This window comes from Streptomyces sp. NPDC088254 (assembly GCF_044740925.1).
GTDB lineage: Bacteria > Actinomycetota > Actinomycetes > Streptomycetales > Streptomycetaceae > Streptomyces.
This window is the reverse complement of record NZ_JBIURQ010000012.1, coordinates 312,123-336,194: the sequence shown is the minus strand read 5'-3', so window position 1 is coordinate 336,194 and position 24,072 is coordinate 312,123. Positions and strand designations below refer to the sequence as shown.

Below are 24,072 nucleotides of genomic sequence, written 5' to 3'. Positions count from 1 at the left end.
GCCGCCGCACTGCGGCCGGGTGTACGACGCACCACGGCCGTCGGCGGTGTGCGGTGACCTGATCTGCGCGGGCCGCCGGCTCCGCTGGCGGTGCTGTCCGCTGCTGTCGCCTCCTGGAGCGACCTACAGCTGACCCACCGACGCCCCCCCGGGGGACCACAGGAGTTCCGTCCGCTTCCCGACCCGGCTTCACGACGACACCGTCGGAGGACGGAACTCCGCGGCGCCCGGCCTGCTCCCCCGCACGCCTTCGCCGTGTCCCGCTGGTTCCTGAGTGCCGCCGCAGCGCCCAGCCGTCGCGCGCACCCCGCCGGCTTCTCCGCTTTTCCCTGTCCTGCCCGCCGTGACGTCTCGCGGCCCCAGGGCCGCCACTCGTTCGGATCGCCGCTCTCGCCGCCCCGGCCGCCTGCCGCGTCGCCGCAGGCCGCCACTGCGCATGGCCTTGCGCCGTGCCCGCCCGCATCAGGACCCGCCGCCTGATCCGCGCCGATCCGAGCGGCAGGCCGCGGGCCGCCTCTTCCCGTCCACCCCCGCTCGGGGGCCGGCGCGGCGGCATCGATGTCAACTCCCTGGAGTCGTCATGGCCTTGGCCGCCCCTGCTCGCACACGCGACCGCGCAGCGCCCCCGCTGGACCGCCGGCTGCTCGCCCTGGCCGTCCTCGCTCCGCTGCTCGCCAACGCCGACTCCGGCATCGTGACGCTCGCGCTCAGCGACATCCGGCGCGACCTGTCGATGTCGCTCGACGCCGTGCAATGGGTGACCAACATATACGTGCTGCTGGTGGGCGGGCTCCAACTGCTGGGCGGCCGGCTGGCGGACCTGGCCGGGGCCCGGCGTCTCTTCCTGCACGGCATGGGCGCCTTCGCCGTGGCCTCGGCCCTGTGCGGCGCCGCCCCCAGCGGCCCGCTCCTCGTCACCGCCCGCGCCGGGCAGGCGCTGGCGGCGGCCGTTTTCGTGCCCGCCGCGATGTCGCTCCTGGTGACGGCGGCCGCACCGCAGCAGCGCGCCCGGGCCCTGGCGGTGTGGGCGGGCGCGGGCGGCGTCGGCTCGGTGGCCGGTGTAATGTGCGGCGGCCTCGTGGTCAGCGGCCTCGACTGGCGGTGGGCCTTCTGGCTCAACGTACCCGTGATCATCATCGCCCTGGTGGTGTCCCGCCGCACCCCGCTGCCTGATCCGCCCCGCACCCGCGGGGCCCGCCTCGACCTGGCCGGGGCCGCCGCGCTGACCGGCGCTCTGCTCGCGGCCGTGTACGCCCTGGTCCGGCCGGCTGCTCACGGCGTGGACCGGTACACGGCGTACGCCGCGCTCGCCGCGTCGGCGCTGGCAGCCTTCTTCGCACACCGGCAGCGCAGATGTCCGCACCCGCTGCTGCCCCCGTCCCTGCTCCGCGACCGGAACCTGGTGTGCGGCGCGGCCGGCATCCTGCTGGTGTCCACGGCCGCCGCGCCCGTCGCCTTCCTCGGCGGCATGCGGCTGCGTGACACCTACGGGTTCGGTGCGCTGGCCGCCGGAGTCGCCCTGCTCCCGATGGTCGGGGGCATCTTCGTCGTGGGCCGGGCCTGCAGCGCGCTGCTCACCCGGTACGGTGCCCGCCTTCCGTGCGCGCTCGGCTGTCTGCTCCTCGGGGCGGGCCTGTGGACGCTGGCCGCGCGCTCGCACGCCTCGGGGTACGTCTCGGGCATGCTGCCGGGGCTGGTTCTGGCCGGTGCGGGGCTTCCGTTGATCTGGATGTCGTGCGAGGTCGTGGCGCTGGCCCGGTTCCGGGACAGCGGCGCGGGGCTGGCGGCGGGCCTGGTGCAGTGCGCAGGACAGTTCGGGACCGCGCTGGGCACGGTGCTCGCGGTGGCGGTGTGCGGCCATGGCACCGGCGTGGCCGCCGGGGCGGGGCAAGCGTTCGGGGCGGCAGCCGTGCTGATGGGGCCGGCCCTGGTGGGCGCCCTGATCTGCCTGCCTGGCCGCCGCCCGCACGGCCCGGTCCGCCGCGCACAGGCCACGGCCGGTCTCGCGCCGTCCACTTGGACGACGCGGTCGGCGTGCGAACCCGTCCGGCCCCGGCCCCAGCCCTGGCGTGTGCGAACCGGTGCCTGAAGGGTTCCGCGGCAGCTGTCAGCCGGCTGCCTCGACCAGTCCGACGGCGACGCCCTCGGGGCCGCGGACGTGACGGAGCAGTAGACGTCCTCGTACTGCACGGTTCCCGCCGACCGGTTCACCTGCGCCCGTGGGCGGGCCAGGCGGGGGCTCCGGTCACCTTGACACCCGTTGACCGGCTCGCGGACCGCGTGGGATCACCCTGCCGAGAACCCCGCGTGCGGAGGGCGTGCCGCGGGCGGCCCGGACAACGCGTCCCGCGCCGCCGGTTCCCCCGCAGGGCCGTCAGACCAGGACCAGCCCGTCGTCGCCTACCGGGCCACGGGAGGTGGAAACGGTGCGCTCGGCCAGCAGGTTGAGCGACTGCCTGGAGCACGAGCTCGAGGGGGGCTCCAGGCGTTGGTCCCCGGAGAGCATGCGCGTGTGCAGGCGTTGCAGCCGCGCCGACGGTTTGGTGCCGAGTTCCTCACGCAGCCGGGCCCGCAGCCGGTGGTAGGCCAGCAACGCGTCAGCCTGCCTGCCCGACCGGTACAGGGCGAGCATGAGGTGCGCGACGAGGTCCTCGTGGGTGCCGTACTGGTGGACCAGCGCGGTCAGTTCGCCGAGGATCTCATGGTGCCTCCCGAGCCGCAGTTCGGCGCCCAGCCGCTGCGGAACAGCGTCGAGCCGGTCACGCTCGACGACCTCGATGGCGGCCCGGAGCAGCGGACCCGTGGGGACGTCCACAAGCATCGGCCCCGTCCACATCATCTCGGCGGCGCGCAACTGCTCGGTGGCCTCGGCGTATTCGCCGGCGTCCAGGGTGGCGCGGGCGGCCCGCACCTGCTGCTCGTAGCGATCGAGATCCAGTTCACCGGCGTTCAGCTTCAGCAGGTACCCCTGGTCGCGGGTCTGCAGCCGGCCGGGGGTGCGTCCCGGGCCGCGCCGGGCCCCGTCCAGGAAGCGGCGCAGCTGCATGACGTAGGTGTGCACCGCCGCAACCGCGCTCGACGGCGGACGGTACTCCCATATCTCCTCGACAATCTGCGCCACGGACACGACGTGGTTCGAGTTGAGCGCGAGGAGTGACAGCAGTTGCCGTTGTTTCGGCGCAGTCGGGGTTCTGTGGCTGCCTTCGTCGTCACACACGTGCAGAGGGCCGAGAACGCGAAACTCCATGTCATTCCCCCATCGTTGCCCGGGCGGGCCGGCGGAAGGTCGTCCCGCTGAAATACCCGGTCAAACGTTGCGATACGCGCGGATTCTACCGTCGCTCAAGCCGTGCCGGTCCCGTCATGGGGACCTGTTCAGCGCTTGTTCACCACCGCCCGCGGGCCGGGACCGGTGAGCTCGCCGCCGTCTCGCGCGGCCGGCCGGTGACCTGCGCCAGGAGCGCCCCGGGGTCACCGGGCTCCCGGTCGGCCCGCCATGCGACGTGCTGGTCGGGACGGATCAGCACCAGATCACGTTCGTACAGTTCCCGCGCGAGCGGATCGTCGAGCGTCAGGGTCCGCAGCGGCACGCCCCGGGCATGCGCCGCCGCCTCGGTCCGTTCCGTTCGCGGCGGACGCGGGCCGAGCCGCAGCAACGTGAAGCCGGGGCCGAACCGGTCGAACAGCGAACTGCCCTCCGTGCGGCGGTCGTCGAGCCACAGATGAGGTGCGCGGCCGCCCGGCACGGCACAGGGCGTGTACGCGGCGAAGGAGTCGGGCACCGGCTCGGAGCCGTCCCCGACGATGATCGGGGAGCCGTCGTAGCGGGCGCCCAGCTGCACCCCGAGGGTGTCCAGGGTGCGCATCCCGTACTCGGCCAGTTCCGCTCCGGTCTTGACCCGGGCGGCCTCGCCCGATGCGGAGTCCGCTTCCAGCCAGGCGGGCCGGCCGACGGCGCCGAGTCCCTGGCCGAGGGTGCGGGCCGCCGAGGTGTTGCGCAGGGCGACGGGTCGACGCTCGACGCCGTAGGTGTCGAGGAGGTCCGGGCCCGCCCAGCCCTGCACGGCCGCCGCGAGTTTCCAGGCGAGGTTGGCGGCGTCGTCCACGCCGGTGTTCATACCGAAGCCGCCGTTGGGTGTGAACAGGTGCGCGGCGTCACCGGCGAGGCGGATGCGGCCCATGCCGAACGACTCGGCGACCAGCGCCGCGCCTGCGGTCCAGGGCCGGTGGCTGAGCACCTCGACCGGCAAGGGCTCGCCCACCGCCCGCTGCACGAGGCGCACCAGTTCGGCGTCGGTCACCGTGTCCGGGTCGACGGAGCTGGTGAGCAGGAAGAACTCGTCCACGCCGTTGAGCGCGATCAGGTTCAGCGCGAGGTCGGCGTTGACGACCCAGTTGCTCCATGCGCCGCGATCGCGCAGGAAGTCTCGGTACAGCGTGGGCACGCGCAGGTGGGCGGCGGTGGAGCGGCGTCCGAGGATGTCCTGCTCGAGGGTGCCCTCTCCCTCGTAGCGGATGCCCAGGTGGCGTCGGACCAGGCTGTGACCGCCGTCGCAGCCCGCGACGAACGCCGCCCGGAACAGGCGCCGGGTGCCGTCGCCTTCGGCCACGACGTCGACGTGCTCCGCGCTCTCGTGCAGGGCGGTGACCGTCCAGCCGTAGCACAGGGTGATGCGGGGCCGGGTGCGGGCGTGGTCGAGCAGGAGGCGCTCGACGTACATCTGGTTGGCCCGGTGCATCGGTTCGGGGGACGGGTCCGTGCGGTCGGCGGCCATCCGCCGGCGCAGTACCTCGCCGCTGCCCGGCCAGGGCAGCAGGGCCAGTTCGTGCGCGTTGTAGCGGGTGAAGAAGGAGATGCCGGCCGAGTGCCCGGCGGGAAGACCCAGTCCGCGGATCCGCTCGGCCAGTCCCAGGGTGCGGTAGTGCTCCATCGTCCGAGCGTTGTGGGTGCTGCCGCGCGGTTGATCGTGCACGCCCGGCTGGGAGTTGACGACCACGCAGGGAACTCCCTGCCGGTCCAGCAACAGCGCGAGCATCAATCCGACCGGACCGCCGCCGATCACGGCGACCGGGGTTGTCAGCAGGTCGTCCATCCTGACGCGGCCTCCAGCCTTCGCTCGATCGAACCGGTGCGATCGTTGCAACCCGCTCTGAAGAACGAAGCAAGATCGGCGACCGGGACGGCTTTTCCATCGGCTCTTTAGCAGCCGGTTGGAGACTCCGCCACGAACGTTTATCGACCGCTGGGGTATCACGGGCCGCGATGTCTCACCGGTGACCGGAGAATTCGGCGCATCACTGCGGAGTGTGAGGTATTCCTATGTTCCTGCTCGGCACCCACAGGTCCGTCGCGCAACGCCTGCGCCTTCACGCCGACCGGGATCTGGGGGCGGGAAATTTCTTCTGGCACGCGTGGCGCATCGCCCGCGACCGGGACCGTCCGCTGCTGTTCCACCCCGACGTGTCCTCCCCCCGCTGGGCGACGGGCGCGCCGGAAGCGATGTCCCTGGACGACGTGCGCGTCGCCGTGATCCGTTACGCCCACTGGTACCGGGGGCGGGGGGTGCGGCCCGGAGCGCATGTGGGCCTGCACACCCGTGACGGGCTGCTCGGCCTGATCCACCACATCGCCATCACGTCGCTCGGTGCCGCCGCCGTGCACTGCAACCCCAGGATGGCCGCGGCGACGGCGGCCGAGTACTTCCTGCGCACCCGGACCACGGTGCTGGTAGGTGACGGCGACCTCCTCAAGGGCCTCGCCGACGCCTGGGAGGCGGACGCGCCGGGGAAGGACACGCCCGAGGTCGCGGACATCGCCTCGCTCGCCGTCAGTGCTCCGCCGCCGCCCCGGCCGATGCCCGGTTTCCCGTACCGGCACGCCGCCGAGGACTTGATCATGATCTCGCACTCGTCGGGCACCACCGGCCGGCCCAAGGCCCCGGTGTTTCACCACGGTTCGTTCTTCGCGGGCAAGCGGGAGCGGCTGTGGTCCTTTCCCTCGCTGCGCTCCGACCGGCTGCTGACGGCGCTGCCGCACAGCCACTCGGCCGGCATCAGCTACCTCAGCCTTGCGATCCTGCTCGGCATCCCGACACTGATCCTGGACGAGCCGAGCGGCGAAGCCGTGGCGCGGGCGGTCGACCTGTTCCACCCCACCACCGTGCTGGCCTTCCCGCTCACCCTGGCCGAGATACCCACCGAGAAGATCAGCCCGGAGGCCGCACGGCACCTCCACACCTGGCACGGCATGGGTGACGCGTCCCACGAGCGGCACATCCGACCGTTGATCGCGCTGGGCCGGCGCACCGAGAACGGCAAGGTGCTGGACGGCTCCCGCTACCTCGACGGACTCGGATCGTCGGAGATGGGGATGGTGCTGTTCAAGCAGGCGTACACGCCCGAGACGACCCGGTACGCACGCCATATCGGTTCGCCCGCCAAGGTGGTTCGCAAGGCGGCCGTGCTCGACGAGCAGGGCCGTGAACTGCCCGACGGCCAGGCGGGCCGGCTCGGTGTGCAGACACCCAGCATCACCGCCGGCTACCTGGACGAGCCCGACCTGACCGCGGAGGCGACGGTCAACGGGTACTTCCTCACCGGTGACATCATGCGCCGCGACAGCGACGGCACCTGGTACCACCTGGACCGCACCCCCGATGTGATCCACACCGTCAGCGGGCCCGTGTACAGCCTTCCCGTCGAGGAGGTCGTCCTGCTCGCGACGCAGGCGCTGGACACGGCGGTCGTCGCGGTCGACGATCCCCACTCCCCTGGGCACTCCGGTGCCCTGGCGGTCGTCCTGTTCGCCGACGGCGAGGACCACGACGCGGCCCGGCTGCTCGCCTCGTGCAACGCGGCCCTGGCCCGCGAGGGCCTGGCGACGCTCGGCGGGCTGCTACTGGCCGCCGACCGCTCCGAACTCCCCGTGGGGGTGACGGGCAAGGTCCTCAAGCGCCTGCTGCGCGAACGTCTGCGCACCGTCCTGTCCCGCACCGGCGACCCCGCGCTCGCCGTGTCCTCCCCCGTACGGAAGGCCTGATCATGCCCGGTACCGAGAAGACGGCGGCACGTCAGGTGGTCGATCTGATCACCGGCACCTGGCGGGCCCAGGCCCTGCACGCGGCGGCCTCGCTGTCCCTGCCCGACCACATCGCCGCCGGACACCGCACCGTCCAGGCACTGGCCGAACGCACCGGCGCCAACGAGGACAGCCTTGCCCGGCTGCTGCGGCTGCTCGCCGCGCTCGGCGTGTTCAGCGGCGACGAGGAGGGCGGCTACGGGCTCACCGATGTCGGCGCGCTCCTCGTCGCCGACGGTGAGCAGTCCATGCGCGACATGGTGCTGCTGTACGGGGAGGAGTTCCACCGCGCCTGGGGTGCGGTGGTCCCCGCGATCCGCACGGGGACCTCGGGCTTCCAGCACGCCTTCGGCACCTCGCTGCACGCCTATCTGCGCGATGAGCCCGACGCCGGGCCGCGGTTCCTGCGCGCCATGAACGCCGGCAACGTGTTCTTCCCCGAGGCCGCGGCGGCTTTCGACTTCACGCGGGCGCAAACCGTGGTCGACGTGGCGGGCGGCAGCGGCCTGCTGCTGTCGGCCGTGCTCCGGGCCCACCCGCACCTGACGGGGACCGTCTTCGACCTGCCGCACATGCTGCCGGTGGCCGAGCGGCACCTGAGCGCCACCGTCGACGCCCACCGCTACGAGACCGTCGCGGGCGACGTCTTCGACAAGGTCCCCGCGGGCCACGACGTCTATCTGCTGTCCCGGGTGCTCCAGGACTGGGACGACGAACGGTGCGTGACGCTCCTCGCCAACATCCGCGAGGCCATGGCGGATACGGGACGGCTGCTGGTGCTGGAGAGGGTCGTCGCCACCGACGGCTCGGCACCCGTGCTGCCGCTGCTGTGGGACCTGCACCTGCTGATGGCCGCGGGCGGCCGCGAGCGCGCCCTCGACGGGTACCGCTCCGTCCTGGGCGCCGCGGGCCTGCGCCTGGAGAGCATGCGCTCCCTCGCCCTCGAGACGAGTCTGCTGATCGCCGCACCGGTATGAGCCAATCCCCGTCTCCCGGCTCTCGACACCCATGGAGTACCCCTATGCCCAGCGGCGACCTCGACCTGTGCCTCGTCGGTGCGGGACCGCGCGGTCTGTCGGTCCTGGAGCGGCTGTGCGCCAACGAACGCTTGGCACCCGCTCACCGGGTGGTCACCGTGCACGTCGTCGACCCCTACCGTCCCGGTGCCGGACGAGTGTGGCGTACCGGACAGCCTCGTGTGCTGCTGATGAACACCGTGGCCTCACAGGTGACCGTGTTCACCGATGCCAGCGTGGAGATGGACGGCCCGGTCGAGCCGGGCCCCAGCCTGTACGAGTGGGCGCGCACGCTCGGCGACGGGCCCCGCAAGGCGCCGCTGTACGACGAGGCCGTGCTTGCCGAGGCGCGTCGGCTCGGCCCGGACGACTACCCGACCCGCGCCTTCTACGGCCGCTATCTGGAGGACGTCTTCGCCCGGGTGGTGTCCCACGCCCCTTCGCACGTGCGGGTGCGGGTGCACCAGGCCCGGGCCGTGGCCCTGCGGGAACGGCCCGAGGACGGCGCGCAGCAGGTCGTCCTGTCCGACGGGATGGTCCTCGACGGCCTCGATGCGGTCGTACTCTCCCAGGGACACGTGCCGACCTCCGTCTCCCCGCCCCAGCGCCTGTTCTCGCAGCGCGCGCGGGCCCACGGGCTGCTGCACGTGCTGCCGGCCAACCCGGCGGACCTGGACCTGTCGGACGTGCGGTCCGGTGAGACCGTGCTGCTGCGCGGGCTGGGCCTGAACTTCTTCGACCACATGGCCCTGCTCACCGTGGGGCGCGGCGGCCGCTTCGACCGCGTCGGCGGACATCTCGTCTACCGCCCTTCCGGCCGCGAGCCGCGGATCGTCGCGGGCTCACGGCGCGGCATCCCGTACCACGCCCGCGGTGCCAATGAGAAGGGCGCGCACGGCCGTCACGAGCCGCGCATGCTGACCGAGGAGGTGGTGGCGGCGCTGCGGGAGCGCGCGGTGGACGGTGAGCGGGTGTACTTCGGCACCGACCTGTGGCCGCTGATCGCCCGGGAGGTGGAGAGCGTCTTCTACGGGGCGCTGCTGAGCGCCCGGGGCCGGGAGGCCGAACGGGAGGAGTTCGTGGAACGGTTCGTCTCGCTGCCCGAGGGTGCCGTCCACACCGAGAGGCTGCTCGACTCGTACCGCATCCCGCGCGGTGAGCGGTGGGACTGGGAGCGGATCTTCCGTCCGCAGGGTGACCTGGAGTTCGCCGACCGGGCGGAGTTCCGCCGCTGGATGCTGGAGCATCTGCGCGCCGACGTGCGCGAGGCCCGGGCGGGCAACGTGAGCGGGCCTCTCAAGGCGGCGCTGGACGCGCTGCGCGACCTGCGCAACGAGGTGCGGCTCGCCCTCGACCACGGCGGGCTGGACGGCGCCTCCTACCGGGACGAGGTGGAGGGCTGGTACACCCCGCTGAACGCCTTCCTGTCGATCGGGCCGCCCTCGTCACGCGTCGAGGAGCTGATCGCGTTGCTCGAGGCGGGTGTCCTGGACCTGATCGGTCCGGGCATGCGGTTGCGCATCGACTGCGCGGCGGGAGCGTTCCTCGCCGAGTCGGACGACGTGGGGGGTGCCCCGGTGCACGCCCGGGTGCTGGTGGAGGCGCGCCTGCCGGAGCCCGACGTGCGCCGGACCGCCGATCCGCTGCTGCGCGGGCTGCTGTCCAGCGGGCAGTGCCGTCCGTTCCGCATTCCCGGTGCGTGCGGCACGAGTTACGAGACGGGCGGGCTCGAGGTCACCGAGCGCCCGTACCACCTGGTCGACGCCTACGGCCGCAGCCATCCGCGGCGCTTCGCGTACGGGGTGCCGACGGAGGCGGTGCACTGGGTGACCGCGGCCGGCATCAGACCCGGCGTGAACTCGGTGACGCTGGGCGACTCCGACGCCATCGCGCGGGCGGTCCTGGCCCTCGCCCCCGCCGCCGCGGACGCCTCCGCGGGCCGTTCGGGCCGGACGCTGACGGAGGCACCCGCATGACGGGCAATCCGGCGGGACTGGACTCCGGGCTGCTCTCCCCGGTGCGGGCGGGCACCCCGGTGGAGCGGGCGGTCGGTGACGAGGCCTGGCTCCAGGCGATGCTGGACGCGGAGGCGGCGCTGGCACGCGCCCAGGCCGGGCTCGGCACCCTGCCGGCGTGGGCCGCCGCGGCGATCACCCGGGCCGCCCGCGCCGAGCGGATCGACCTGCGCCGGCTCGCCGTCGCCGCCCGGGAGAGCGCCAACCCGGTGGTGGGCCTGGTCCGCGCCTTCACCGCGGTCGTCGCCGAGGAGAACCCGGAGGCGGCGGACTACGTGCACCGTGGCTCGACCAGTCAGGACATCTTCGACACCGGCGCCATGCTGGTCTGCGACCGGGCGCTGCGCCTGGTGCACGCCGACCTGCTGCGCACCGCGGCGGCCCTGGACCGGCTGGCGCAGCGGCATCGGGACACCCTGATGGCGGGGCGGACGTTGACCCTGCACGCCGTTCCGATCACTTTCGGGCTGAAGGCCGCCGGCTGGGGCCTGCTGGTACTCGAGGCGGCCGACCGCGTGGCCCGGCTGCTCGACGGCCGGCTGCCCGTCTCGCTCGGCGGTGCGGCAGGAACGCTGGCCGGCTATCTGGAGTACTCGGCGGTGGACGGCGCGCCGGCTGCGTACGCAGCGGCGCTGTCGAAGGCGTTCGCGGCCGAGACCGGGCTGGCCACTGCCCCGCTGCCCTGGCACGCGTTGCGCTCCCCCGTCGCCGATGCGGCCGCGGCCCTGGCCTTCGTGACCGGGGCGTTGGGAAAGATCGCCGTGGACGTGCAGTCGATGGGCCGTACCGAGGTCGGTGAAGTCGCCGAGCCGCCGGTGGCCGGGCGCGGCGCCTCCTCGGCCATGCCGCACAAACGCAATCCGGTGCTGACCACCCTGATCCGCTCGGCCGCGCTCCAGGTTCCCGCGCTGTCGGGCGCGCTGACGCAGTGTCTGGTGACCGAGGACGAGCGCTCAGGCGGCGTCTGGCACGCCGAATGGCTGCTGCTGCGGGAGTGTCTGCGGCTGGCGGGCGGCGCCTCGCACACCGCCGTCGAGCTGTGCGAGGGGCTTGTCGTCCACGGAGAGCGGATGCGGGCCAACGCGGCCGCGACCGGTGCCCTGATGTCGTCCGAGCGGATCGTCGCGGTCCTGACGCCCGAGTTCGGCAAGGCCACGGCCAAGCGGCTGCTGTCCGAGTCGGCCGAGACCGCCGCGCGCACCGGACGGCCCCTGGCCGACGTCCTTGCCGAACACCCGCTTGTCGGGCCCGCATTGAGCCCCGCGGGACTGGCTGATCTGCTCGATCCCGCCACGTACACGGGCGCGGCCGCCTCCCTGGTGGACCACGCCCTGGAACGTCAGCGCAAACCCTGATCCACGCCCCGTCGCCCCGACCCCAGGAGTTCTCATGTCTGCCCGGCTCTTCACCTCGGAATCGGTCACCGAAGGCCATCCCGACAAGATCGCCGACCGTATCAGCGACACGATCCTCGACGCCCTCCTCACCCAGGACCCCACGGCCCGCGTCGCGGTGGAGACCCTGATCACCACCGGTCAGGTCCATGTCGCGGGCGAGGTCACCACCAGCGCGTACACCGACATCCCCACCCTCGTGCGCGAAGCCGTCCTCGAGATCGGCTACGACTCCTCCGCCAAGGGCTTCGACGGCGCCTCCTGCGGCGTGTCCGTCTCGATCGGAGCCCAGTCCCCCGACATCGCCCAGGGCGTCGACACCTCCCACGAACGGCGGGTGGACGGCTCCTCGTCGTTGGAGGAGGACCGGCTGGCCCTCCAGGGCGCCGGCGACCAGGGTCTGATGTTCGGTTACGCCTGCGACGAGACGCCCAGCCTCATGCCGCTGCCCATCCACCTCGCTCACCGCCTGTCGCGCCGCCTCTCGGAGGTGCGGCGCGACGGGACAGTGCCCTACCTGCGCCCGGACGGCAAAACCCAGGTCACCATCGAGTACCTGGGCAGCAAGCCCAAACGCCTGGACACCGTCGTCGTCTCCTCGCAGCACGCCAGTGACATCGCCCTGGACTCCCTGCTCACCCCCGACGTGCGCGAGCACGTCGTCGAGCACGTGCTGGACGAATTGGCCCAGGAGGGCCTGAAGCTGGAGACCGAGGACTACCGGCTGCTGGTCAACCCCACCGGCCGCTTCGAGATCGGCGGCCCGATGGGCGACGCCGGCCTCACCGGCCGCAAGATCATCATCGACACCTACGGCGGCATGGCCCGCCACGGTGGTGGCGCCTTCTCCGGCAAGGACCCCTCCAAGGTCGACCGTTCCGCCGCCTACGCGATGCGCTGGGTCGCCAAGAACGTCGTCGCCGCCGGCCTCGCATCCCGGTGCGAAGTGCAGGTCGCCTACGCCATCGGCAAGGCCGAACCCGTCGGTCTCTTCGTCGAGACCTTCGGGACCGCCACCGTCCCGCAGGCCGCCATCGAGAAGGCCGTTACGGAGGTCTTCGACCTGCGCCCGGCCGCAATCATCCGCGACCTGGACCTGCTGCGCCCGATCTACGCCCAGACGGCCGCCTACGGGCACTTCGGCCGCGAACTCCCCGACTTCACGTGGGAGCGCACCGACCGCGTCGATGCACTGCGCCGGGCCGCCCGGCGGTAACCGTCCACCCGAACCCGGCCCCGGACCTCGTGGTCCGGGGCCGCGTCGTCGCCTCCTGACGGGCCAGGCTCCCTAGGAATTGATCACCATGCGTATAGCCGTTACCGGTGCCATCGCGACCGACCAGGTGCTGACCGTCGCGGGCCGGCTCACCGACGGCCCGGCGCTGGGCCGCGGCGCCGCCGCGGTGCGGGCCGAGACCCTGCGGGTGCGCCGGGGCGGGGCAGGCGCCAACATCGCCGTGGGACTGGGGCGTCTCGCCCTGCGCCCGCTGCTGGCCGGGGCGGTCGGCAAGGACTTCGCCGACTACGGCCGCTCCCTGCTGTCGTACGGCGTCGATCTCGAACTCGTGCGCGTCAGCGAGGTCCTGGACACGGCGCGGGCGGTGGAGATCAGGGACGCGGGGGACGGCCGGCTCAGGCTGTCGTACGACGGTGCGCAGACGGAGTCCCGGCACATCACCCTGCTGCCGGCCGCACGCCGCATCGGCGGGCTGGGTCTGGTGGTGGTGACGGCGGGGGACGTCGAGGCCATGGTGCGGCACACCGAGGAGTGCAGACGGCTCGGCATCCCCTTCGCTGCCGACCCCGGCGACCGGCTGTCCCGCCTCACCGGCCGGCAGGCACGCCAACTCGTCGACGGGGCCCGCTACGCGTTCACGGACGAGTTCGACGTGCCGCTGCTGCGTGAACTCACCGGGTGGGGCGAGGCGGAACTGCTCGGCCGGGTGGGAACCTGGGTCGTCACACGCGGGCTGCGGGGGGTGGCCATCGCGCGGCGCGGGCGCCCCGCGGCCGGTGTCGAGGCGGTAAGCGCGGCGCGGGAGGGCGATCCGTCGGGGACCGCCGAGGCGTTCCGCGCCGGTTTTCTGGCGGGTGCCGTCTGGGGCTGGTGCGCCGAGCGCGCGGCGCAGCTCGGGTGCGCCCTGGCCGCGGCCGCTCTCGAGTCGCCCGACGCCCAGGGCTACCCGCTGGTCCGGGACCGGCTGTCGGCCCGCCTCCGGTGCGCCTACGGCCCGGACGCCGCGGATCAAATAGCCGCCAGGTTACCGCTCTGAATTCCCAGCCGAAAAAAGAACCGGCCGGCTGACCGAATTAATTATCAATCACCATTCCGTTTGACGTCGAAAACTTTACATGCCTATCCTCGAGTCGTAAAAACAGGATGCCTGTTCGAAGTGTCACGACACCACGGGGATAGGAATTCCTTATGAAGTCGGGCGTTCTCGGGCCCCTCTTACTGTCCGGTTCCGACGCGAATCTGGTGCCGAGCGCACCGAAGCCTCGCCAGCTCCTCGCATTCCTGATGCTGAACGCACCGCGGATGGTGCGCGCCGGCGACTGCATCACCGAGCTGTGGGGGTCGACTCCCCCGAAGAGCGCGATGTCCACGCTCCAGACCTACGTGCTCCACATACGGCAGGCTCTGCGCGGCCCCCGCGGCGACCACAGCCGTCTGCTGCTGACCAGGAACCAGGGCTACCAGCTGACCCTGGAGACGACCGACTTCGACCGGTTCCGGTTCACGGACCTGACACGGCGCGGGCGCCTGTCCGCCGCCGCCGGGGACCACCGCACCGCGTCGGAGATGTTCACTCTGGCTCTCGCCCAGTGGCGCGGGACCGCCCTGTCGGACGTCCGCACCGGCCCCCTCAGCTCACCGCACCTGGCGGAGCTGGCGGAGACCCGGCAAGGGGTGCTGGAACAGCGCATCGAGGCCGATCTGGCCCTCGGCAGGCACCGTGAGCTGGTCGACGAGCTGAGTGATCTGACCGCGCGCCACCCCACCCACGAGAACGTGCACGCGCAGCTGATGCTGGCGCTGTACCGCTCCGGTGACCGCAAACGCGCCGGGGACGTCTTCCACGGCCTGCACCGGGCACTCGGCGACACCCTGGGGATCGAGCCCGTCCCCCGGATGCGGCGCCTGTACCAGGCGATCCTGGCCGGCAACTCGGCGCTGGACGCTCCAGTCGTCCACCGATGACCCGTTCCCGTCGTCCACGGACGACCGCGTCCCGACGTCGGCGCACGACCGCTTCCCGACGTCGGCGCACGACCGCGTCCCGACGTCTGCAACCCCCACGCCCTGGACGGTGTTTCTCTCAGTGATGGACGACAAGGCCGAGCAGCTGACCGATCTCCTGGCGGCGCACCTCGAATCCGGCTTCACCGAGCTGGTCCGGGTGCACGCCGGGGCGGTGCACGCGTTCCTGTACCGGGTCTCCGGCTCGTTCGCCGAAGCGGACGACCTGGGCCAGGACACGTTTCTGCGCGCCTACACGGCTCTGCAGGAATACAGCCCCGCACGGCGCCGTGAGCTGCGTCCCCGTGCGTGGCTGATGACCATCGCAGCGAACGTGTGGCGCAATCACGTCCGTACTCGGACACGGCGTCCGGCCACGGCCGGACTGCCCGTGGAGGAGGCCATGGACGTCTGGCCTGACCACAACCCGGGCCCGGAGGAACGCGCGGCGACCGCGGAGGACCGCTCCCGCCTGGTCGCGGCGCTGTCCGCCTTACCCGAGCACCATTGCATACCGGTCGTGCTTCACCATGTGATCGGGATGAGCTACACAGAGGTGGCCGAGGTACAGGGCTGCGCGGTGGGCACCGCGAAGGCCCAGGTCTCCCGCGGGCTGGCCAGCCTGCGGCGACTGCTCGAACCGGAGCCGACGGCCCTGAAGGAGGTGACGATGTGAACGAAAGCAACGGCGACGCGGTGACGCGGCGTCTGCCGGATCTCGCAACCGGGGCACCGGAGGACTTCGCGCTGCGCGTGCTGCGCCGTGCGGGCATCTCCGAAGAGCGCTACGACACGTACGTGCGCCTCGACACGGCCGCCGGCGGTCTGTTCGTGGCCGCCGGTCCACGAGCCGTGACCGGCGCCTGCCTGGACTCGGCGGGCCTGACCCCGACCGGCTTCGAGGAACTGCACCGCACGCGCACCGGCCGCTCGGCGATCTCGGGGGGTCGACCGCTCCCCGGGCTCATCCCCGCGCTGCGCACCGGCCGGGCCCGTCGGCTGGCGATCGACCTGTCCGGGCTGCCCGCACAGCAGCGCGCAGTCCTGGAGGCCGTGCGGAACATCCCCGCGGGGCAGCTTCGGCCGCTGAGCTGGATCGCCCGCGAGGCCGACGCCGAGGCCCCGCCCTCGGTCTCGGAGATCCTGCGCGCGCTGGCGGCCAATCCCGTCGCCGTGCTCATACCGTGCCACCGGGTCACGCACGACAACGGATCGCCGTGCGACGCCGCATACCTGCCGAAGGCGGGTGAGGCCCTGCGCCGGGCCGAACACATCGACATGCGCAGGGTGGCGGAACTGTCCCGAGCCGGAGCGGTGTTCCTCGGTAGTGACACCACCTTCATCTACTGCCACCCCACCTGCGCCCACGCACGCCGCATCACCCCCGGGCACCGGGTGCACTTCCGCACCGCGCAGGACGCCCGCGAGGCGGGCTACCGGGCCTGCAAGAGCTGCCGGCCCATCACCGTCTGACCCGGCGCACCACGGAGCACTGCAGAGAGGTCCCGATGCCCACCCCACCCACCGCCGCACTCGCCTTGCACCGCACTCCGCTGGGTCCGCTGACCCTCGCGGCCACCGACGACGCGCTGGTGCTGTGCGCCTTCGACGACCGTGAGCAGGCGGTGAACCGGATCACCCGCGGCGGCCTCACCGTCGTGGACGCCGACGCAGCCACCCGGGCCCAGGCCCGCATTCTCGAGGAGGCGGGCCGCGAGCTCGACGCGTACCTCGAAGGCCGCAGCCGCGCGTTCACCGTACGGATGGACCTCCGCCTGGCCACGCCGTTCAGCCGCACCACGGTGGAGCGGCTGGACGGCATCCTCCCCTACGGGATGACGGGCACCTACGCCGAGCTGGCCGCCGCGCTCGGTCGGCCGCGGGCCGCCCGGGCCGTGGGGACCGCGCTCGGCGCGAACCCGCTGTGCGTGGTGCTGCCCTGTCACCGGGTGGTCGGCTCGGACGGCCGGTTGACCGGCTACGCGGGCGGTGTCGCGGCCAAGCGCTTCCTGCTCGACCTGGAGTCCGGCCGCACGGCCGCGCCCTCCCTCTGAACGGGCGGGCGTCGGAGCAACATCCCCCGCCTCTGGCGCCCGTCTTCATCGACGACCGCGGAGCACACCCTGACCAGCTACGACACCCCTCACCTGCCCGGCATGGAGCACGGCCGCATCCCCACCGCGCCCGACGCCAGCGCCGACGACACCCTCGACCTGCCCGCCGTGGACGCGCTGGACTGGACGGCGCTGAGCGCGGAGCTGGACGCCGAGGGCGTCGCCGTCACACCGCCCCTGCTGTCGCCGGAGGCCTGCGGCGAGATCCGCGCGCTCTTCGACCGGGACGACGTGTTCCGCAGCACCGTCGACATGGGCCGTCACCGCTTCGGAAGCGGCCGCTATCGCTACTTCGCCCCGCCGTTGCCTCCGGTGGTGGCCGCGCTGCGCACGCGGCTGTACCCGCCGCTGGCGCGGATCGCCAACCAGTGGGCCGAGCGCCTGGACCGGCCCCGCTTCCCGCAGACCCACGCCGAGCTGACGGCGGCGTGCGCCGAGGCCGGACAGCTCCGGCCCACGCCCCTGCTGCTGCGCTACGGCCCGGGCGACTACAACTGCCTCCACCAGGACGTCTACGGCGAGCTGACGTTCCCGCTGCAGGTGGCGGTGATGCTGGACCGTCCCGATGTCGACTTCACCGGTGGGGAGAGCGTCTTCGTCGAGCAGCGTCCGCGTGCCCAGTCCCGTCCCGTGGTGAAACGGCCGGGCCAGGGGCAGGGACTGATCTTCGCGGTGCACGACCGTCCCGTACGGTCGGCGCGGGGCTGGAGCCGCTACATGCTGCGCCACGGGGTGAGCGCGGTTCACGACGGCCGGCGGCACGTCCTTGGTGTGATCTTCCACGACGCGCCGTGACGTCGGCGCCGTGGCCGGTGCCGGGGGCACCGGCCACGGTGTCATACCGGCTGCCGCGTGTACCCGTGGTCCTGCCTCGCAACGGTCAGGATCGCGCCCCACGAAGGAGGCGGCGTGCACCAGCGTCGTCACGGCCTCGCACATCCCGCGCAGCGTGTCCGGACGTGTGAGATCGGCACCGATGTGCCGCATCCCTTCCGCGTGGGGGACGACCGCTGCGCCGCGGGACTACAGGACCCTCAGGTCTCGGGCACCGGAATCGGCGCCCGACAGCAGCGCACGCGCCACGGCGCTCCCGATGGAACCGGTGCCTCCCGCCACCAGGACGGTGCCCGTCCCGCGCGCGACGTGTGTCGTGGGTTCGGCCACGTGCCGCTCACTTCCCGGCCGCGGTGAGGATCGCGACCCGGCAGGTGCCGGCCTCGAAGCCGTCCTGGAGGAAGCGGACGGTGAGGGTGTGGCGTCCCCTGCCGTCGTGCTCCGGCTCGTCGGCGGACACCAGGCACGGCAGGTCGAACTCGACGTAGCGCCGGAACTGCGCCTCGCACGCGACCAGGAGACCGCGGGGCGCATCCAGGGCCAGCAGGCCGGCCTGCCGGGCCGCCTCCATGAGAACCATGCCGGGCACGTGGTCCACCGGGTGGTCGAAGAGCACCGGATGCTCCGCGACGATTCGCAGCGGGTGGGCGCCGGCGTCGGCGCAGGCGCCGAGCACGACGTCGGACTCGCAGTCGCGGCCCACGAGCCGCGGGTCGACCGGGGCCGCCGTGGTGTGCGGCGGGCGGGCGTCGATCCGGTCGCCGCGCAACCGCCGGTAGACGGCCTGCGAGGTGCACTTGCCTCTCAATCGGCCGCTGCCGAGCCGCTCACCGTCGCGGTGGGCGACGACGTCGTAGCCGTAGCGGCTGACCACCCCGGCGCGCCGCTGTATGTGGCTCAGGCGCATGTCGAGCACCACGTGGGCGGGACGGGCCGGACGGGAGAGGCGCACCTGCTCCTCGTCGACCTCGAAGCCGGTGGACTCGGTGAGGAAGCCCGAGCCCGTGGGCACGTCGAGCGCTTCGTGGGCCAACAACAGGCAGGCTTGTCGGATCGTTTCCGCTAAGAGCATCGGGTCGTGCCAGCGGCCGTCGACCGCTCCGTAGTAGCTGTGGGTGCGGGACCACTGCGCACCCAGGCGGTGATCGTCGTGAACGGTCTCCCACCCGGTCAGCAGCACCTCAGACACGGCGACACGGTGAACGAGACTCCGCGGGACGGTCTGCTCGAACAGCCCGGAGTCGCGCCTCTCTCCGAAATGCGGACGGTCGGCTTGTACAAGGAAATTCATGGAGCCCCCGAGTTTTGGAAACTGATGTGGAAACACCGTCTGACCAGTACCAATACAGCCTCGAAGGCTTCGTGAGCATCCGAGGCTCCGCGCCGAGAATACTAGTCGAATGGTATTCTCTGGCTATAGCGAAGTGGAAGTTCGGGCGCGTGAGGGATGGCGGAATGGCGTCATCCGCACCGCGCGGGAGGAGAACCGGCTGTGGCGACGGGAACGAGAACTCGGCAGGAGCGTGCGGAGGCGACACGGCAGGCGATCCTGGACGGCGCGGCGGCCGCGTTCGACGCGGCCGGGTTCGGCAGCACCAGCCTCAGTGACATCGCCAGGCATTCCGGTGTCACCAAGGGGGCGATGTACTTCCACTTCCAGTCGAAGGAGGCCCTGGCCAGGGAACTGGTGGCGGAACAGTTCGAACTGCTCCCCCAGGGCGCCGATCCCGACCTCCGCGCGCTGCAGCGAGCCATCGACCTGACGCACAGCATGGCCCACGGCCTGCGCTCCAGCACCCGGTTGCGAGCGGGCATCCGCCTCGTCATAGAGCTCGGCTCGTTCGCGGCGCCCGACCCGACGCCCTACAACCAGTGGATCGACTCCGTCCGCGACCTGCTGGCGAACGCCCAGGGTGCCGGCGACGTCAAACCCGAGGTGAACACCGGCGACCTGTCGACCTACATCGTGGGGGCGTTCGCCGGAGTGCAGATCACGTCACAGGTGCGCACCGCCCGGCAGGACCTGCACGACCGGGTCACGGACATGTGGACGTGGCTGCTGCCCGGGGTCGTCCCGGCCCGCCGCCTCGCCCGGTTCGCACCAGCGGGGTCCGGCGAACTGCGGGCGGTGATCGGCGATGGCGCGAGGGCGGATTGAGGTGCCGGCCAGGCTGCCCGGCACCGGCCGGCCCGGTGACGGCACCGCGTGTCACGGCCGCGGGAGCCGTCAGAGCCGGGAACCTCCCGAGGCGTCGATGCACTGACCCGTGATCCACCGCGACGCGTCGGACGCCAGGAAGGCGACGATGTCGGCCACGTCGGCCGGCTGTCCCAGCCGCTCGAACACAGACCACGCGGCCAGCTCCGCCGCCGCTCGACTCGTACGGCGCTTCTGTGCGTTCATGTCGGTCTCGATGAATCCGGGCCGGACGGCGTTGACCGTGATGTGGCGCGCCCCCACCTCCTTGGCCAGCGCCAGGGTGAAGGTGTCGACCGCCCCCTTGCTCATGGAGTAGACCAGGGACTCCGGGTAGGCGATGCGGGCGGCCGCCGAGGAGATGTTGACGATGCGGCCCCCGTCCGGCATCCGCTCGAGCGCCTGCTGAGCCGTGAACACCATGGACTTGGCGTTCACCGCGAAGATGCGATCGAACAGCTCGGGTGTGACCTCGTGGATGCGGGCGGATCCGCTGACCCCGGCATTGTTGACGAGGACGTCCATTCCGGGACCCGTGCCGTGGCGTGCGGCTCCGGCGTCGAATTGGGCGTACAGGCTCTCCACTCCCCCCGGTGCACCCAGGTCCGCTCGTACCGCGAACGCCCGTCCGCCACCGTCCCGGATCGCCCCGACGGTCGTGGCGGCCGCGCTCTCGTCCTCCCGGAAGTGCACCGCCACCAGGGCGCCGTCCTGCGCCAGCCGCTGCGCGATGCCCCGCCCTATCCCCCTGCTCGCACCCGTCACCAGTGCCGTCTTGCCCGCCAACACGCGCATGCCCAACCCCCCTTGAGACCTGCCCCGGATCGCAGCCGTGGCAAGTTGTAGCAGCGGTCAGTGACTTGCGGCGCGCCCGCGGGCCAAGGACGCGCCGCCCGTGGGCGCCGCGGTCCTCACCCGCGGGAGGGCGTCCGGGGAGGCGACGACGGGAAGCACCAGTTCCCACAGACACCCGAGCCACTTGTGACTCTCGTCCTCGGGCACGCCCATCCATGCCAGCGTCTCGACTCCGCAGACCATCGCGGTGACGAGGGTGCGCGCGGAAAGATCGGGAACATCGGCAGCCAAGTCGCCGTCCTTGCGCGCCGTTTCGAGCAACTGCCCGAGCCGGCCCAGCCACAGCGCGTAGAAGCCCACGGGGGCCGGGCTCCCGGCCGTCCGCTCCCGCGCGATCCGAACGCCGGCCTTGATGAAGGGATCCGAGCGCAGCATTCCACTCAGCGCGTGCAGGGCGTCCACGAGGACCTGGAGACAGGACTTCTCCGCGTGGGTCAAGTCCGTGAGCATTGCCTCCAGGATGTCCTGGCCCCGCTTCTGCACGGCGTCCGCGAGGTCGTCCTTGCTCGGGAAGTGGAAGAACAGCGCCCCCTTGGTGACACCCGCGGCCCGGCTCACACCGTCGAGCGTCGACTTGACGAAGCCGTGGAGTGCGAACTGCTCAGCCGCCGCGACGGTCAGCTTCTCCAGCGTGCGTTCCGATCGCTCTTGCTTCGCCATCAGCTGGTCCCCCCATACATCGAAGCGGCAGGACCTGCCCCCGTAGGCCCACCGTCTGCACCGCCGGCCCGTCCCCGGCCTCGCGGTACTCGACAGACGGGAGCGGCTCTCCCGACCGCGGCAAGAATAGAAACCGGTCGAACGACTTGTCAATGAAAAACCGGTCGACTGACTTGTGAACTGGGGGTGACCCCAACGGCAGTCGGGCGCACTTGAGCGCGGCCCCGCACTGGGGTCGACGTCGGCAGTGGATCAGCCCACGTCATGCCCCGTGCGCCCACGGGGCGCGACAGCGCGTCAGCCACCGGCCCATGCCCGTACTGCCGGGCGGCGCCGTCGCCCTGGACGAGCCCCCTGCCCAGGGCGCTGCCCTCGCAGACGCTGATCCTCACGCCGTGCGGAAGCGCACCGTACGCTCTTCATCGGCCTGGCCACAGTGATCTTCTTGCTGACAGTGGAATGATCACCAGCGTTGTGGCCGACAAGGTTTGTGCAGGCGCGCGACGCCGAGTTGACCTTCCATCACTTCCACCCAGGAGACGTACGCAGGGTCGCGTCGGTCATCGCCGACGGACACGTCGACATCCCGTCAGACCGGCGCACTGACACTCCGTGCGCTCGATCACGCAGGAACGGCGCGATGACATCCACGACGCCTTCCTCGGCCTCGCCACCTGCCCGTTCCGGCATCGTTCCATCCGGGGCATTACCAGCAGCCCTTCACTCGTTCGAGTGGCGGGCGCGGTTCGCTCGCCGGAAATGATCACACCGGCACGACCATGTCTGTGACAGTCCGTCAGAAACACTGCCGCGGAAGGCGGAACATCCATGCCGGTCAACGGATCCCCGGAGAACCCGTTCGCTCTCAGCCCCGACAACGTCGCCATGCTGGAGGCGATCCGCGCGGCGCTGCTCGACCCGTCGCCGCGCCGGGTCGGCATGCTCGACCAGTGGGGTCTTGCCGACACCTTCGAGGTGCAGGCTGAGATCGCCGAGTACCGGGAGTTCCCGATCGTCATGTCGGACGGGACCCGGATCGATGCCGGGCTGAGCATGCCGCGCAGCCTCACTCCGGGGCAGAACTGTCCTGCCATCGTCATGCCCGCCCCGCTGAACGACCTCGGCCGCCTGGCCTACTTCGGCACGATCCCGCGCTGGACGCTCGGCGGCTACGCCGTCCTGACCTACAGCCAGCGTGGCCTGGCTCGCTCCGAGGGCGAGATCCAGGTCGCCGGGCCCCAGGACGTGGCCGACGGCGTCGAGATCCTCAACTGGCTCACCGGTGTGGAAGGCGTCGACGCTGCCAGGATCGGGTGCTTCGGCGCCTCCTACGGCGCCGGGACCAGCTTGCTGCTGGCCGCGGAGGACCCCCGTGTCAAGGCCGTCGCCGGCGCCAGCGCCTGGGGCGACCTGTTCACCTCGCTCTTCGAGAACGGCACGCGGCACATCAAGGCGTTCGAGGCGCTCGTGGCCCTGTTCCACGAGGAGCGCTGCTCGGCGGAGTTCCAGAAGATCATCAAGAAGATCCGCGACAACATCGTCGACGACGAGGTCAAGGAGTTCGCCCGGCTCCGCTCGCCGATGCAGCACCTGAAGACCTACAACGACCGCAAGCTGCCGGTCCTGATGACCACCTACTGGCACGAGACGATCTTCTCCGTGCCCGCCGTCGTCGACCTCTTCACCCAGCTGCAGGGCCCCAAATCGCTCCTGGTGCAGATCGGCGACCACGGCAACGGCGAACTGCCCGGCCTGTTCGGGGGGATCTCCAAGCCCACCGAGATGACCTACCGCTGGATGGACCACCACCTCGGCGGCCGCGCCGGTGACGGCGCGACGCCGCAGTTCGGCATCCGCTCGGAGTACATGCACAACCTCCTGTCCGACCTCACCCACCCCGACTGGGCGAGCTATGCCCTGCCGAGGCAGCGCTTCCACCTCGGCCCTGTGCCTGGCGGGCAGCAGGATGCGCCGATGGCACAGGGTCAGCCGCAGGCGGGCTGGACCCGCTCCGTGCAGGCCGCCGGCCCGGACACAGGGGTCGTCGTCGCCCCCAAGCTCGTCCGGACCGGTCTGATGGAGCGTGCCGGACTGCCTCACGTCTACAAGACCGCCGACATCAAGCGCGATGTCGCCGCGGTCTGGACGACCGCGCCGCTGGAGCAGCCCATGCGCGTCCAGGGCGACCTGGAGGCCAAGGTCACCGTGAAGCCGCAGACGAACAACGCCACCTTCGTCGCCTACCTGCTGGACTGCGACCCCGCCACCGGCCGAGCCGCCATCATCACCCACGCCCCCTACACCCTCACCGACCAGCAGACCGCCACGGTGACCTTCCGCCTCCAGCCCGCACACTACGTCCTCGCCAGGGGCCGTCGGCTGCAGCTCATCATCGACAGCTACGACCCGTTCTTCTCGGACGACAACACCGTTCCAGCCGCCCTCGAGATCACCTCCCCCGAGGGCAACGAGTCCTACATCGACATCCCCCTCGCCACCCTGCCGTAACACGCACCCGCCCTGCGGGGCACTCACACCCGTCACACCCACCGGACAGCCCGGTCCGGGACACAGCGGACCGGGCCCGTCTCACGCCCGGCCACCAACCCAGCCCTGTCCCACTCACCTCGCGGACCGTTTCCCCTGGAGCATCGGTGACGGCCAGTGG

Annotated in this window: 19 protein-coding genes; 14 read left to right on the top strand and 5 right to left on the bottom strand. The window is 71.8% G+C overall.

The features are described from left to right. The first annotated feature begins 580 nt into the window (after nucleotides 1-580). Nucleotides 581-2,089, top strand: a complete 1,509-nt coding sequence (locus tag ACIOC0_RS32520) for an MFS transporter (protein ID WP_402159323.1) — start codon at nucleotides 581-583, stop codon at nucleotides 2,087-2,089. 285 nt (nucleotides 2,090-2,374) lie between these two features. Here the strand turns inward: ACIOC0_RS32520 and ACIOC0_RS32515 are convergent, their stop codons facing one another. Next, nucleotides 2,375-3,247, bottom strand: a complete 873-nt coding sequence (locus tag ACIOC0_RS32515) for a BTAD domain-containing putative transcriptional regulator (protein WP_402159322.1) — start codon at nucleotides 3,245-3,247, stop codon at nucleotides 2,375-2,377. Between the two features lie 139 nt (nucleotides 3,248-3,386). Further along, nucleotides 3,387-5,093, bottom strand: a complete 1,707-nt coding sequence (locus ACIOC0_RS32510) for an FAD-dependent monooxygenase (RefSeq protein WP_402159321.1) — start codon at nucleotides 5,091-5,093, stop codon at nucleotides 3,387-3,389. Between the two features lie 227 nt (nucleotides 5,094-5,320). On the opposite strand from ACIOC0_RS32510, the gene ACIOC0_RS32505 reads away from it, so the two are divergent. From ACIOC0_RS32505 to ACIOC0_RS32455, 11 genes are all read left to right on the top strand, one after another. Continuing rightward, a complete protein-coding gene (locus tag ACIOC0_RS32505) occupies nucleotides 5,321-7,039 on the top strand; it encodes a class I adenylate-forming enzyme family protein (protein ID WP_402159320.1) in 1,719 nt (572 codons plus the stop codon). A gap of 2 nt (nucleotides 7,040-7,041) precedes the next feature. Next, nucleotides 7,042-8,055, top strand: a complete 1,014-nt coding sequence (locus tag ACIOC0_RS32500; protein WP_402159319.1) for a methyltransferase — start codon at nucleotides 7,042-7,044, stop codon at nucleotides 8,053-8,055. A 44-nt stretch (nucleotides 8,056-8,099) separates the two neighbouring features. Continuing rightward, on the top strand, nucleotides 8,100-10,070 hold the full coding sequence (locus ACIOC0_RS32495; RefSeq protein WP_402159318.1) for an FAD/NAD(P)-binding protein: 1,971 nt from the start codon (nucleotides 8,100-8,102) through the stop codon (nucleotides 10,068-10,070). Beyond that, nucleotides 10,067-11,464, top strand: coding sequence for a lyase family protein (locus ACIOC0_RS32490; protein WP_402159317.1), 1,398 nt, complete (start codon nucleotides 10,067-10,069; stop codon nucleotides 11,462-11,464). The genes ACIOC0_RS32495 and ACIOC0_RS32490 overlap by 4 nt, the downstream gene beginning before the upstream one ends. A 34-nt stretch (nucleotides 11,465-11,498) precedes the next feature. Then, a complete protein-coding gene (metK, locus tag ACIOC0_RS32485) occupies nucleotides 11,499-12,719 on the top strand; it encodes a methionine adenosyltransferase (protein WP_402159316.1) in 1,221 nt (406 codons plus the stop codon). 88 nt (nucleotides 12,720-12,807) lie between these two features. After that, nucleotides 12,808-13,776: a PfkB family carbohydrate kinase gene (locus ACIOC0_RS32480; RefSeq protein WP_402159315.1), complete on the top strand. Its 969-nt coding sequence runs from the start codon at nucleotides 12,808-12,810 to the stop codon at nucleotides 13,774-13,776. Between the two features lie 152 nt (nucleotides 13,777-13,928). Next, nucleotides 13,929-14,705 carry a BTAD domain-containing putative transcriptional regulator gene (locus ACIOC0_RS32475; RefSeq protein WP_402159314.1) on the top strand — a complete coding sequence of 259 codons (777 nt, stop codon included), beginning with the start codon at nucleotides 13,929-13,931 and terminating at the stop codon, nucleotides 14,703-14,705. Nucleotides 14,706-14,829: 124 nt separating this feature from the next. Beyond that, nucleotides 14,830-15,420 (top strand): RNA polymerase sigma factor, encoded by a 591-nt coding sequence (locus ACIOC0_RS32470; RefSeq protein ID WP_402159313.1) that lies wholly within the window; start codon nucleotides 14,830-14,832, stop codon nucleotides 15,418-15,420. Continuing rightward, nucleotides 15,417-16,217, top strand: a complete 801-nt coding sequence (locus ACIOC0_RS32465; protein ID WP_402159312.1) for an MGMT family protein — start codon at nucleotides 15,417-15,419, stop codon at nucleotides 16,215-16,217. Before ACIOC0_RS32470 ends, ACIOC0_RS32465 begins: the two co-directional genes overlap by 4 nt. A gap of 35 nt (nucleotides 16,218-16,252) precedes the next feature. Next, nucleotides 16,253-16,798 (top strand): methylated-DNA--[protein]-cysteine S-methyltransferase, encoded by a 546-nt coding sequence (locus ACIOC0_RS32460; RefSeq protein ID WP_402159311.1) that lies wholly within the window; start codon nucleotides 16,253-16,255, stop codon nucleotides 16,796-16,798. A gap of 102 nt (nucleotides 16,799-16,900) precedes the next feature. Then, on the top strand, nucleotides 16,901-17,653 hold the full coding sequence (locus ACIOC0_RS32455) for a 2OG-Fe(II) oxygenase (protein ID WP_402159310.1): 753 nt from the start codon (nucleotides 16,901-16,903) through the stop codon (nucleotides 17,651-17,653). Nucleotides 17,654-18,029: 376 nt separating this feature from the next. Here ACIOC0_RS32455 and ACIOC0_RS32450 read toward each other — a convergent pair whose 3' ends face one another. Beyond that, nucleotides 18,030-18,983: a ScbA/BarX family gamma-butyrolactone biosynthesis protein gene (locus tag ACIOC0_RS32450; RefSeq protein ID WP_402159309.1), complete on the bottom strand. Its 954-nt coding sequence runs from the start codon at nucleotides 18,981-18,983 to the stop codon at nucleotides 18,030-18,032. 201 nt (nucleotides 18,984-19,184) lie between these two features. Here ACIOC0_RS32450 and ACIOC0_RS32445 point away from each other — a divergent pair, with 201 nt between their 5' ends. Further along, a complete protein-coding gene (locus tag ACIOC0_RS32445) occupies nucleotides 19,185-19,850 on the top strand; it encodes a ScbR family autoregulator-binding transcription factor (RefSeq protein WP_402159308.1) in 666 nt (221 codons plus the stop codon). Nucleotides 19,851-19,919: 69 nt separating this feature from the next. On the opposite strand, the gene ACIOC0_RS32440 is transcribed toward ACIOC0_RS32445, so the two are convergent. Next, complete coding sequence (locus ACIOC0_RS32440) at nucleotides 19,920-20,684, bottom strand: SDR family oxidoreductase (RefSeq protein WP_402159307.1); 765 nt, start codon at nucleotides 20,682-20,684, stop codon at nucleotides 19,920-19,922. A 57-nt stretch (nucleotides 20,685-20,741) separates the two neighbouring features. After that, nucleotides 20,742-21,404 carry a ScbR family autoregulator-binding transcription factor gene (locus tag ACIOC0_RS32435; protein WP_402159306.1) on the bottom strand — a complete coding sequence of 221 codons (663 nt, stop codon included), beginning with the start codon at nucleotides 21,402-21,404 and terminating at the stop codon, nucleotides 20,742-20,744. 828 nt (nucleotides 21,405-22,232) lie between these two features. Here ACIOC0_RS32435 and ACIOC0_RS32430 point away from each other — a divergent pair. Further along, nucleotides 22,233-23,912: a CocE/NonD family hydrolase gene (locus ACIOC0_RS32430; protein WP_402159305.1), complete on the top strand. Its 1,680-nt coding sequence runs from the start codon at nucleotides 22,233-22,235 to the stop codon at nucleotides 23,910-23,912. Nucleotides 23,913-24,072 lie beyond the last annotated feature (160 nt).